Annotated in this window: 10 protein-coding genes; 8 read left to right on the top strand and 2 right to left on the bottom strand. The window is 33.4% G+C overall.

Annotated features, from left to right (window positions below; translation table 11 throughout):
• Positions 1–145 precede the first annotated feature (145 nt).
• The 3 genes from argH to APR43_RS11965 all read left to right on the top strand — a co-directional run bounded on the left by argH (position 146) and on the right by APR43_RS11965 (position 3,733).
• A complete protein-coding gene (gene argH, locus APR43_RS11955) occupies positions 146–1,426 on the top strand; it encodes an argininosuccinate lyase (protein WP_053472180.1) in 1,281 nt (426 codons plus the stop codon).
• Between the two features lie 142 nt (positions 1,427–1,568).
• Entirely contained in the window at positions 1,569–2,567 is a 999-nt protein-coding gene (locus APR43_RS11960) for a DUF2157 domain-containing protein (RefSeq protein ID WP_053472181.1), read from the top strand.
• On the top strand, positions 2,564–3,733 hold the full coding sequence (locus APR43_RS11965) for a hypothetical protein (protein ID WP_053472182.1): 1,170 nt from the start codon (positions 2,564–2,566) through the stop codon (positions 3,731–3,733). The genes APR43_RS11960 and APR43_RS11965 overlap by 4 nt, the downstream gene beginning before the upstream one ends.
• A gap of 155 nt (positions 3,734–3,888) precedes the next feature.
• Here the strand turns inward: APR43_RS11965 and ytxJ are convergent, their stop codons facing one another.
• Complete coding sequence (gene ytxJ / locus APR43_RS11970; protein ID WP_053472183.1) at positions 3,889–4,278, bottom strand: bacillithiol system redox-active protein YtxJ; 390 nt, start codon at positions 4,276–4,278, stop codon at positions 3,889–3,891.
• A gap of 206 nt (positions 4,279–4,484) precedes the next feature.
• Here ytxJ and clpB point away from each other — a divergent pair, with 206 nt between their 5' ends.
• The 5 genes from clpB to APR43_RS11995 all read left to right on the top strand — a co-directional run bounded on the left by clpB (position 4,485) and on the right by APR43_RS11995 (position 10,712).
• Positions 4,485–7,088, top strand: a complete 2,604-nt coding sequence (gene clpB / locus APR43_RS11975; RefSeq protein WP_053472184.1) for an ATP-dependent chaperone ClpB — start codon at positions 4,485–4,487, stop codon at positions 7,086–7,088.
• Positions 7,089–7,445: 357 nt separating this feature from the next.
• Positions 7,446–8,321, top strand: coding sequence for a DUF808 domain-containing protein (locus APR43_RS11980; RefSeq protein WP_053472185.1), 876 nt, complete (start codon positions 7,446–7,448; stop codon positions 8,319–8,321).
• A gap of 138 nt (positions 8,322–8,459) precedes the next feature.
• Positions 8,460–8,876: a hypothetical protein gene (locus tag APR43_RS11985; RefSeq protein ID WP_053472186.1), complete on the top strand. Its 417-nt coding sequence runs from the start codon at positions 8,460–8,462 to the stop codon at positions 8,874–8,876.
• A 357-nt stretch (positions 8,877–9,233) separates the two neighbouring features.
• A complete protein-coding gene (locus APR43_RS11990) occupies positions 9,234–9,647 on the top strand; it encodes a hypothetical protein (protein ID WP_053472187.1) in 414 nt (137 codons plus the stop codon).
• Positions 9,648–9,821: 174 nt separating this feature from the next.
• Positions 9,822–10,712 carry a carbon-nitrogen hydrolase gene (locus tag APR43_RS11995; RefSeq protein ID WP_053472188.1) on the top strand — a complete coding sequence of 297 codons (891 nt, stop codon included), beginning with the start codon at positions 9,822–9,824 and terminating at the stop codon, positions 10,710–10,712.
• 70 nt (positions 10,713–10,782) lie between these two features.
• On the opposite strand, the gene APR43_RS12000 is transcribed toward APR43_RS11995, so the two are convergent.
• Positions 10,783–12,042, bottom strand: coding sequence for an OmpA family protein (locus APR43_RS12000; protein WP_053472259.1), 1,260 nt, complete (start codon positions 12,040–12,042; stop codon positions 10,783–10,785).
• Positions 12,043–12,200 lie beyond the last annotated feature (158 nt).

A 12,200-nucleotide genomic window follows, 5' to 3' on the forward strand; every position in this document is an offset into this window, starting at 1 on the left:
CCTGGCTAAAGAAGCCAGAAAAAGGATTTCCACTACTATCGGGGCTAGGACTCTCAGGAATTGAGAAACATTACGTAAAAAAAGAAACTTTGTGAATCTCTGAGCTTACTTTGAGTATCTCTGTGAAACAAAAAACATACATCTTATGAAACTTTGGGAAAAAGGAATACCAACAGATAAACAAATCGAACAATTTACCGTTGGAAACGACCGTGAACTGGATTTAGTTTTGGCAAAATACGATGCTTTAGGTTCAATCGCACATGCTAAAATGTTAGGTCAGATTGGTTTATTGACAACAGAAGAAACAACTTCGTTAGTTGATGCATTAAACGAAATCATAGCTGATATTGTAGTTGGAAATTTCGAAATCGAAGACAGTTTCGAAGACGTACATTCTAAAATAGAATATCTTCTAACGGTAAAATTAGGCGATGCAGGAAAAAAAATCCACACCGCACGTTCTCGTAACGATCAGGTTTTAGTAGACGTTCATTTGTATTTAAAAGACGAATTAAAAGCGATTAAAGAACAAGTAAAAACACTTTTTGATCTGTTGATGGAATCAGCAGAAAAGCATCAAAATGTATTATTGCCGGGCTATACACATTTACAAATCGCGATGCCATCTTCATTCGGAATGTGGTTTTCTGCTTATGCTGAAAGTCTGATTGATGATATTACAATGTTGAACGCCGCTTCTAAAATTGTAGATCAAAATCCGTTAGGTTCTGCGGCAGGTTATGGAAGTTCATTTCCAATCAACAGAACATTTACAACACAAGAATTAGGTTTTGAAACCTTAAAATACAATGCCGTTGCAGCACAAATGAGCCGTGGAAAAGCAGAGAAAACGGTTGCTTTTGCGATGACAAGCGTTGCAGGAACGTTATCAAAATTCGCAATGGATGTTTGTTTGTACATGAGCCAGAATTTTGATTTTATTGGTCTTCCGGCACATCTTACAACAGGTTCAAGCATTATGCCTCATAAAAAGAATCCTGATGTTTTTGAATTAATCAGAGGGAAATGTAATAAGATTCAGGCGCTTCCGTACGAAATCACTTTAATCACCAATAATCTTCCAAGCGGATATCACAGAGATTTACAGCTTTTAAAAGAAGGTTTGTTTCCAGCAATTCAAACTTTAAAATCTTGTCTGGATATTGCTATATTTTCGATTAAAGATATTACTGTTAAAGATCATATTTTAGAAGATAAAAAATACGATTATTTGTTTACAGTTGATACATTAAACGAAATGGTTGTGGAAGGAATGCCTTTTAGAGATGCATACAAAGCTGTTGCAGAACAATTGGAAGCTGGAACATACAAATCTCCAAAAGAAACAAAACACACACACGAAGGAAGTATCAATAACTTATGCCTTGATGCAATTAAAGATAAAATGAAAGCCGCTTTTTAAAAGCTTATTTCCAGAATAATATGAAACCGATTTGCAGCTAATACAAATCGGTTTTTTTATTTCTTCAAATATATTTTTGAAACTTAAGAAAATTCGACCTAATTCTCTAAATTTGAGAATTGATCATTTTTAAAATAAAAACATGACGCAATTTGACGAACAGGCATCTCAAGGTCTTTTTGAGAAAAACTTAATTACCGAAAATCAATTTCAGGAAATAAAAGAATATCGAAGCCTCAATATTTTCTCGCTTAATGTCGAATTAAAACTGTTACTTTCGATTTCGGTTTTAATGTTCACATCCGGAATTGGAATTCTTATTTATGACAATATTGACAGCATTGGACATATTGCACTTCTGGCGATTTTGTTTGTTCTTATTTGTGGTTGTTTTTATTACTGTTTTAAAAAATCCAAAGGTTTTCAAAAAACAGAAACTACAACAGAAAGTCATTTTCTGGAATATATAGTTTTAACAGCAAATGTTCTCACCTGTATTTTTATAGGATATCTCCAGGTTCAATATGAAGTATTTGGAACACATTATGGTTTAGCGACTTTAGTTCCCACAATTGTCAGTTTCTTTTGTGCTTATTATTTTGATAACAAAAGTGTTCTAACCATTGCTGTTACAGGTTTGGCAGCGTATGTCGGACTTTCGGTAACGCCGCAAGATATTTTTAAGAGTAATAATAATTTTTATGCCAGTCAAAGTTTAAGTTATTCTGCTATTATGCTTGGCGTTTTGCTGATTCTATGGACAGTTTATAGTTTTAGAATTAATTTAAAAACACATTTTGCGCTTATCTATCTCACATTTGCTTTGCATATTATAAGTATTGCATCAATAAGTAATATGGTTAGCGAAGATATTATCTGGCTTCTTTTCTCTTTAATTTTAGCAGGTTCATCTGTTTATTTTTATAAAATAAGTCATCAGCTCAAAGCGATTTCACTATACATTTTTATGATTGTTTACGCCTACATTGGCATTAATATTTTCATATTTAGAATTTTCGAACATATTGATTTTGGCGATATATGGGTATTATTTATAATGATATTACCAGTTTATTTCATTGGCTCGATAGTATTGTTTATTAAACTGATTAAAAACTTCAATAAAGAAATTGCCGAATGATAGTACACGATAAAAATTTACTCAACAATTTGTTTTTAACTGAAGAAGCAGATTCCCTTGAAAGCGGAGGGTTCATAAGTAAAGAGCAAAAGAAAATAATTAGAAATCAATTGCCATCTTTCAAAATTCAAAATAACATTTTAGTTCGTTTAGGATTTTTTCTGCTGGGATCATTTCTATATTCCTCTATTTGCAGTTTTATTTCTTTAATTGCATTATCAGGCGCAGAATCTTTTTTCAAAATTTGCTGTTTTCTTTTCGCAGGTGTTGGTATTGCAGGTGCTGAATTATTAGCGACTAACAAATATTACAGGCACGGCTTAGACGATGCTTTTATTTTAGGAATACTTTTAAATGTAGGCGGAGCAGTTTTTATACTTACAGAAGATTTTGAAACTGGATTAACTCCCGCTATTTTTGTTGCCATTGCCTCTTTTTTAACTTATAAAAGATACCTGCATCTGCTTTCTATGCTTGTTTTTTGTTTGGCAGGTTCAGCAGTTTTGTTTTTCGGTCTGTTTGAAATTGGAGATATTGGTAAAACAATTTTACCTTTTGTGGCAATGTTAGCTTCGGCAGGATTTTATTTTTTCACGAAACAAAGAATTAAGAATTTAAAAGAAGTTTACTATTACAACGGATTATTGTTAGCCAATAGTTTCTGTTTGATTCTGTTTTATCTTTCCTGTAATTATTTGGTAGTTAGAGAACTTTCAGCAGAACTTTTAGGAATTGATGTTCAGCCTGGACAGGATATTCCGTTTGCTTATTTCTTTTACGCATTTACGTTTATAGTACCCGTTGTATATTTGATTCAGGCTTTAAAAACGAAAGACAGAATAATGCTTTGGGTAAGTTTTGCAGCAATAGCTTTTACTGTTTTTACTATTCGATTTTATTATTCGGTTTTACCAATTGAAGCGGCATTAACTATTGGTGGATTAGTGATGTTTGGTATTGCTTATTTCTCTATCCAAAAATTAAAGAACAAAGAATCCGGATTAACTTTTAAACCAGATAGAATCAATCATTCAACTGCAATTTTAAATGCTCAGACTTTAATTGTTGCTTCAACTTTTGGCATGAAACCCGAAGTTAAAACAGAATCGCCAATGGATTTTGGAGGAGGAGGATTTAGCGGCGGCGGATCTGGAGAAAGCTTTTAAATTAGGTTTGCGACAGATTAAAAGGATTAAAATGATTTTCTAATCTTTGTCAAGTCGCCACGAATTACACAAATTTACACAAATCAATTCGTGAAAATTTGTGTAATTCGTGGCTAAAAAAGAATCATTTTAATCCTTTTAATCTGTGGCAAAAACTATACTTTACTTTTCAAAGCTTCAGCATCGATATCACTGTGAGAAACATTGTAAACTGCTTTTCCGTTTTTGATTAAAATTAATTGAGGCGATTCATGGTAAACCTCAAATCTACTTGCGATTTCATTAGAAACATCTCTGTGCGCAATTAGATCAAGAAAATAAGCATCAACAACTTCTTCAAGATCAAACTCTCTCTCAAATTGTTTCAATGCCATACGGCTGATACTGCATCTTGTACTGTGTTTAAAAATTACAACAGGTTTTTCATTAGATATGGCTTCGATTTCCATTAATTGATGAATATCGGTCAATTCAGTCCAATTAACTTTACTTTTTGGAGCATCTGAATTCTCAGAACTTCCGAAGATTGAATTTAAAAAACTCATGTTTGGCTTGTTTTATGACTTTTTGACATCTAAAACTGATTAAAACCAGATTTTTTACGTCATTTTGTCTTTGTTTTTACTGTGGAATATAATTTGAATATTAGAGAACAAAGTTAAATCTTTTGAGTTAAAAATGTACCTCGATAAGTTGTAACTTTAATGTAATCGAATATTTAAAAACAAAAATCAATCAAATCTTAAAAAATATGAACATAAATAAATTTACTATTAAATCGCAGGAAGCCATTCAATTGTCGCAGCAATTAGCGCAGCGAAATGGCCAGCAGCAAATTGAAAATGAACACATTTTCAAAGCCATTTTTGAAGTTGATGAAAACGTTGCGCCATTTATTTTGAAAAAATTAAATGTAAATGTGCCTTTGTTTTTACAAATTTTAGACAGTACAATTCAGAGTTTTCCAAAAGTTTCAGGAGGTGACATTTTACTTTCCAGAGAAGCAAACAAAGCTTTGAATGAAGCCGAAATCATAGCACAAAAAATGAACGACGAATATGTTTCGATCGAACATTTAATCTTGGCAATTTTTGATTCAAAAAGCAAAGTTTCGCAAATTTTAAAAGATCAGGGCGTTACCGGAAAAGGTTTAAAAGCCGCGATTGAAGAATTGCGTAAAGGTGAAAGAGTAACTTCTGCTTCTGCCGAAGAAACCTATAATTCATTAAATAAGTACGCTAAAAACTTAAATGAACTAGCGCGTACAGGAAAACTGGATCCGGTTATTGGCCGTGATGAGGAAATTCGTCGTGTATTGCAGATTTTGACCCGTAGAACAAAAAACAATCCAATGCTTATTGGTGAACCCGGAGTTGGTAAAACCGCAATTGCAGAAGGTTTAGCGCACAGAATTGTTGATGGAGACGTTCCGGAAAACTTAAAAGATAAAATCGTTTTCTCATTAGATATGGGGGCTTTGATCGCCGGAGCAAAATTTAAAGGAGAATTTGAAGAACGTTTAAAATCAGTTGTAAAAGAAGTTACCGCTGCCGAAGGAGATATCGTTTTGTTTATTGATGAAATTCATACGCTAGTAGGCGCGGGTGGAGGTGAAGGTGCAATGGATGCGGCTAATATCCTGAAACCGGCTTTGGCCCGTGGAGAGTTAAGAGCAATTGGAGCTACAACTTTAGATGAATATCAAAAATATTTTGAAAAAGATAAAGCGCTTGAAAGACGTTTTCAAAAAGTACTAATCGACGAACCGGATACGGAAAGTGCGATTTCAATTTTACGCGGAATTAAAGAGAAATACGAAACGCACCATAAAGTACAGATTAAAGACGAGGCGATTATTGCCGCTGTTGAACTTTCGCAGCGTTATATTACAAACCGTTTTTTACCGGATAAAGCTATTGATTTAATGGACGAAGCGGCTTCGAAACTTCGTATGGAAATCAATTCAAAACCGGAGGAATTAGATGTTTTGGATCGTAGAATAATGCAGTTGGAAATCGAAATAGAAGCCATTAAACGTGAAAAAGAAGAAAGCAAACTGAAAATCCTGCACATGGATTTGGCAAACCTGAAAGAAGAGCGCAACGAAATCTACGCCAGATGGAAATCTGAAAAAGATATTGTTGACGGAATTCAGGCTGTAAAATTAGAAATTGAAGATTTCAAATATGAAGCTGAACGTGCAGAACGTGATGGAGATTACGGAAAAGTAGCCGAAATTCGTTACGGAAAAATAAAAGAAGCACAAGAACGTCAGGAAGCATTGCAAAAACAATTATTGGAATTTCAATCAGGTAATTCTTTAATTAAAGAAGAAGTAACCAGAGAAGATATTGCAGAAGTTATAGCAAAATGGACTGGAATTCCGGTTATGAAAATGCTTCAGACAGAAAGAGAAAAACTATTGCATCTTGAAGATGAATTACACAAACGAGTTGTTGGTCAGGAAGAAGCAATTGAAGCCGTGAGTGATGCCGTTCGCAGAAGCCGCGCCGGTTTGCAGGATATGAAAAAACCTGTTGGAACTTTCTTATTTTTAGGAACAACGGGAGTTGGTAAAACAGAGCTCGCAAAAGCATTAGCAGAATATCTTTTTGATGACGAAAATGCAATGACTCGTATTGACATGAGCGAGTATCAGGAACGTCACAGCGTGAGCCGTTTAGTTGGTGCGCCTCCGGGATATGTAGGTTATGATGAAGGTGGTCAATTGACCGAAGCTGTTCGTAGAAAACCATATTCAGTTATTTTGTTAGACGAGATCGAAAAAGCGCATCCGGATACGTTCAATATTTTATTGCAGGTTTTAGATGAAGGTAGATTAACTGATAATAAAGGCCGCCTTGCTGATTTCAAAAACACAATTATCATTATGACATCTAACATGGGAAGTCATATTATTCAGGAAAAATTTGAAAACCTAAAAGGAAGCGTTGAAGCTGCCACAGAAGCTGCTAAAAATGAAGTTTTAGGATTATTAAAACAAACCGTTCGTCCTGAATTTATAAATCGTATAGATGAAATTGTAATGTTTACGCCGCTTACAGTAGATAATATTTCAAAAATTGTAAGCCTGCAATTAAAGAGCGTTACAAAAATGCTGGCACTTCAAGGTATTACGATGGATGCAACTCCAGAAGCAATAGCTTACTTGTCAGACAAAGGATATGATCCGCATTTTGGTGCAAGACCTGTAAAACGTATTGTTCAGAGAGAAGTTCTGAATCAATTGTCAAAAGAAATCCTTGCAGGAAATATAACAACAGACAGCATCATTTTATTGGATGCTTTCGACGGGAAGCTGGTTTTTAGAAATCAAACACAACCCGTACTATAATTTGTTTGGTTAATTATTTTTTTGAGGAGGAAACACCAGTCGAAAGGCTGGTGTTTTTTTATATCCGTGAATAATGAAACTTTTTTCAAAAGTCATATAAACAGAAATTCCGATTTAATTCTCAAATTTACTATAACATAAAATTTAATTATCATGAACAATATATTTAGAGGATTAATCGCCGGATATGGAGCTAAAAAATTAGGCGGCGGATGTTTTGGAACTATACTCGTATTTGTAATTATCTGGCTATTATTAGGTCAGTGCAGTTAAAAATTAAATCCATCAAATCATTAAAAACATCAGCATAAAAAGTCTTAAATTCGCACAACTAAATTTAAACAAAGACAAAATATAATGGCATCAGGTTTTTTCGTACTATTAGACGATATCGCAGCAATTATGGACGATGTTGCAGTAATGAGTAAAGTTGCAGCAAAAAAAACAGCTGGTATTCTGGGTGATGACTTGGCAGTTAATGCTGAGAAAGCTTCTGGGTTTGCTTCATCAAGGGAGCTTCCTGTATTGTGGGCAATTAGTAAAGGTTCCCTCCTTAACAAAATTATTATTTTGCCTGTCGCTTTTCTATTAAGTGCATTTTTTCCTGTTGCAATCATTGTAATTTTGGTTCTTGGAGGACTTTTCCTGGCTTATGAAGGAGCCGAAAAAATATACGAATTTATTTTCCCTCATGAACATGAGGAATCAGAAGGAATTACCGAAGAAGTTCTAACAGAAGAACAAATTTTAGAAGCCGAAAAAGGCAAAATAAAATCAGCAATCGTAACCGATTTTATCTTATCTGTCGAAATCGTAATTATAGCACTGGGAACTGTAATAGGCAAGCCTATTACACAACAAATTATCGTAACATCAATCATTGCAGTAATCGCAACTATAGGAGTTTATGGTATTGTAGCCCTAATTGTTAGAATGGATGAAGCAGGGTATAAGCTTATCAAATTTAGTAAAAGAGAAAAAAGCATATCAAAATTCATCGGGAACATTTTAGTTAAAGCACTTCCATTAGTTATTAAAAGTCTAACCGTAATTGGTACAATAGCTTTGATATTAGTTGCCGGAGGTATTTTTGTGCACTACATTCCATATTTCCATCATTTATCTGAAGAAATTAAGATTCCTTCCATTATAAAAGAATTTGTAATTGGATTGGCTTTAGGGCTTGTTGTTTTAGGATTTGTGAATCTCTTTAAGAAGATTTTTAAAAGATAAATGGCAAAGTTATTGTTGTAATTACAAAGTATAAAAAAATAAAAGGATTAATATATCGTTTTTTCTTTTAAACTTTAACATTTTGTAAAGCAACCTAAATCACAAATTAATATCTATATAATAACAAATATTATTTTTATGAAAAAAATTAAATTAGAATCTCTGGCCTTTGTATTATTTATTATGACTGTATTAACTTCGTGTAGTAGTGATAACGACACTCCTCAAGGAGATGGATACATTTATAAAAGCGCTTATGCAACCACCGTTCTAGGGCCAACAACAGGAAAAGTAGGTCAGGAACTTATATATAATATATCTTTTCAGGTTGAAAATGGTTGCGGAGAATTTAACAAAATGACTGATGTTGAATTTAATAAAGAGTCTGGATATCAAGTTGAAGCAAAGTATCCAGCTACAACTTGTTCTTTACCGGATCCTGAAATAAAAAAAACGAATTATAAAATTAAAACAAACCTAGCAGGAACTTATTATTTAAGAATTGCTAAGTCTGAGACTGAATTTATAGTTACAAAAGTTGTTATAACTGACTAACTTTATCTCTTTAAAATATTAAAACCGTTTTACATAGGTAAAGCGGTTTTTTTTGTGCCATATATGATTTTATTTTTTTTAAGCACAAAAATCAAATTCTAAAAGGACTATCTTTCCCGCTATCCACTATATCTTTTGCCCGCTAAAGAAGCGAACAAAAGGATATCGTTTCTATCGCGGCTAAACAGAAAATTTTATTTTCATAAGAAATTATGCTTCTTTTTAAAAATATTTTTATTGAATAAGTTTCTCAATTTCAAAAGTTTAGTCATTTCATTGTTCAAATTAACATTTCATCAAAGCAACCATTTTATTTATCCTGCATCTTCATATTATAACATTAAATTATTATTTTATATGAAAAGTTTTAAATTAAAATCAGTTTTAGTAGTTTTATTCTTGTCAATTGGCTTTGTTTCATGCAATAATGATGACGACGAGGAACCAGTAAACGATTCAGTTTCAAAAGCAGCATTAGTTACTGGAATTAGTGGGCCAGCTACAGGAAAGGTGAATGACGAATTAAGCTATGAAGTAACTTACGTTGTTGATAATGCTTGTGGAGAATTCGATAAAATTTCTGAAGTAAAAATTGGAGCCGTTAATGGATTACAAGTTATAGCGAAATATCCAACTGGAGTGTGCACGCAGCAAGTTCCAGATCCTAAAAAAACAGTTTATAAATTTAAAGCAACTGCAAAAGGAACTGTTGAAATCAAATTCAAAAAATCGGAAACAGAATTCATAACTAAGTCAGTTGTTATAGACTAACATTTCTTAGTTGATTACTTTAGGTGGTAAAACCATTTTGCAGACGTTTAATTTTTGAACAGATGTGAAATGGTTTTTTATTTAGGAATATCTACAAATCTAATTATAGCATAAAACATTGTGCTTTTGCCATTCCTTTAAAATTTACTATTTTTGCACTCTAAATTTTATGTCATGTCGAAAAGAAAATATAAAATATCGGTAATTCAGTTAAACCTGAATGATGTAGCCGAAAACAATTTAAAAAAATGTATCAGCTGGGTAAGAGATGCTGTAAGCCAAGGAGCAGAAGTTATCCTACTTCCTGAATTATATAGCAGTCATTATTTCTGCCAAAGTGAAGATGTAGACAATTTTGCATTAGCAGAACCACTTTACAGTACTTCATTTATTGCTTTCAGCGAATTGGCAAAAGAACTTGGAGTAGTAATTATTGTTCCTTTCTTCGAAAAAAGAATGGCAGGAATTTACCACAACAGCGCTTATATCATCGATACAGATGGTACAGAAGCTGGTTTATACCGTAAAATGCACATTCCAGACGATCCGCACTTTTATGAAAAATTCTATTTTACGCCAGGGGATTTAGGTTTCAAGGCAATAGAGACTAAAAAAGGAACAGTTGGAACATTAATCTGCTGGGATCAATGGTATCCGGAAGCTGCTCGTATTACAGCTTTAAAAGGTGCTGAGGTTTTATTTTATCCAACTGCAATTGGATGGCATCCAAAAGAAAAAGAACAATACGGAGAAAATCAATATGGAGCCTGGATGAACGTAATGAAAGGCCACGCCGTTGCAAATGGTGTTTTCGTTGCGGCAGCAAACCGAATTGGTCTTGAAAAATATCTTGAAGGAACAGAAGGAATCCAATTTTGGGGAGCATCATTTATTGCTGGCCCGCAAGGAGAAATATTAGCGCAGGCATCACACGATAAAGAAGAAATCTTAATTGCTGAGGTTGACTTAGATTTACAGGAAAATGTTCGTCAAAACTGGCCATTCTTTAGAGATAGAAGAATTGATGCTTTTGGAGATATTACAAAAAGAGCAATCGATAAATAATTTATCTTTATATAAAATAAAAAGGCGGTTTCAATAATTTGAAACCGCCTTTTTTAATGTAATATATAATTTACTTTACCTGAAAAGTAACTCTTCTCACGATTTGACGTGCCTCTTTTGAATTTTTGTTTACTGAAGTATCTTCTCCGTTCGCAATTACATTCAATCTTGAAGCATCAATTCCCGCATTAACAGCAACTTTCTTCACAGCTTCAGCTCTTTTTCTTGACAACTCAGTATTGTAGCTTGTTTTTCCAATTTCATCAGCATATCCCACAATATCCGCAGATTTTCCAGGATTATTTTTTAGATATTTCACTAAGAAATCAACACCAGATAAAGAAGCGTTTGTTGGTTTAGACGAATTAAAATCGAAATAAACATTTACATATCCTCCATTAATTAATTCTTCTACAGTGCTGTTTGTTGCACCTTTACCGTTTTGTCCGTATGTTTTCTCTAAATAGCTTTCCAATTCATCCGGTACACCATTTTGATTATTGTCAATAGACTGCCCTTTTGTATTTACAGCCACTCCGGCAATTGTATTTGGTTCTAAATCATATAGATCAGCGACACCATCTTTATCACTGTCAATAAGGCCAGTTTCAATAGTAGCAACTCTGTCTTCTAATTTATTTAACCTTTCATTTTCTTCAGAATACCAGTCAGCATGTTTTTCATTTTTACCTAAGTAGAAAGTCAAACCAACAGATGCATTTAGTAAAATACCATCAAAAGAATCGGTTGTAGTATTTCCCATTCCGTCAAAATTCCAGTTTTGTCTTCCGTTAATAATTCCGGTAAGATCACCAGTCAAAGCAACTCGGTTACTTAATTTAATTTGTCCTGTCAAACCCGCGATTCCGTGCGCCATATAATCCTGACCGCCAAAACCGGTTTCAGTACTAATTTGCGAAACTCCAAAACCTCCATGAGCCAAAATCCCAATAGTATTTGTCCATGTTTCAAAATTTAAGGCGCGTCCAACATTAATAACCCCTTGTAAACTTGCACGTACATATCGGCTTTCAAAAGCAGGAGTATTGTCTTTTTCTGTAAATTGATCGTATCCAACATCTAACTTTACACCAAACTTTGGATTAAACATATATCGTACACCTAAATCACCATGAAACAAATTCAGGCTTTCAGTGGCATATCCCGGAGTCATGGCTCGTGTTGGTTTATTAACACCACCATTTAATTCGATAGACCATTTGTTATATTCTAGCTTTTCAATACTTGGTGTTGTAGACGTTGTAGTCATTTGTGCATTTGCAGCGAAGGCTAATAGTAAAAGAGATACAGATGCTAATTTCTTTTTCATAATATCAAAAAATTTAATTCGGCTTTTATTTAAACTCTTAGCAAAAGTAGGGCTGGTATTTTTGGAATGTGTTGTATACCGTCTTACATAATTCCCATTGTTTTGTCTAAGAATCTGAAAATACATTAATTAAACTTTTGTTTTTAGCAAAAAAAAAG

The organism is Flavobacterium sp. NLM (assembly GCF_002210235.1).
In the GTDB taxonomy this organism is placed as follows: domain Bacteria; phylum Bacteroidota; class Bacteroidia; order Flavobacteriales; family Flavobacteriaceae; genus Flavobacterium; species Flavobacterium panici.

Excerpts from the sequence above, each read along its gene's own strand:
- argH (WP_053472180.1), top strand. The coding sequence starts at position 146 with ATGAAACTTTGGGAAAAAGGAATACCAACAGATAAACAAATCGAACAA.
- APR43_RS11960 (WP_053472181.1), top strand. The coding sequence starts at position 1,569 with ATGACGCAATTTGACGAACAGGCATCTCAAGGTCTTTTTGAGAAAAAC.
- APR43_RS11965 (WP_053472182.1), top strand. The coding sequence starts at position 2,564 with ATGATAGTACACGATAAAAATTTACTCAACAATTTGTTTTTAACTGAA.
- ytxJ (WP_053472183.1), bottom strand. The coding sequence starts at position 4,278 with ATGAGTTTTTTAAATTCAATCTTCGGAAGTTCTGAGAATTCAGATGCT.
- clpB (WP_053472184.1), top strand. The coding sequence starts at position 4,485 with ATGAACATAAATAAATTTACTATTAAATCGCAGGAAGCCATTCAATTG.
- APR43_RS11980 (WP_053472185.1), top strand. The coding sequence starts at position 7,446 with ATGGCATCAGGTTTTTTCGTACTATTAGACGATATCGCAGCAATTATG.
- APR43_RS11985 (WP_053472186.1), top strand. The coding sequence starts at position 8,460 with ATGAAAAAAATTAAATTAGAATCTCTGGCCTTTGTATTATTTATTATG.
- APR43_RS11990 (WP_053472187.1), top strand. The coding sequence starts at position 9,234 with ATGAAAAGTTTTAAATTAAAATCAGTTTTAGTAGTTTTATTCTTGTCA.
- APR43_RS11995 (WP_053472188.1), top strand. The coding sequence starts at position 9,822 with ATGTCGAAAAGAAAATATAAAATATCGGTAATTCAGTTAAACCTGAAT.
- APR43_RS12000 (WP_053472259.1), bottom strand. The coding sequence starts at position 12,042 with ATGAAAAAGAAATTAGCATCTGTATCTCTTTTACTATTAGCCTTCGCT.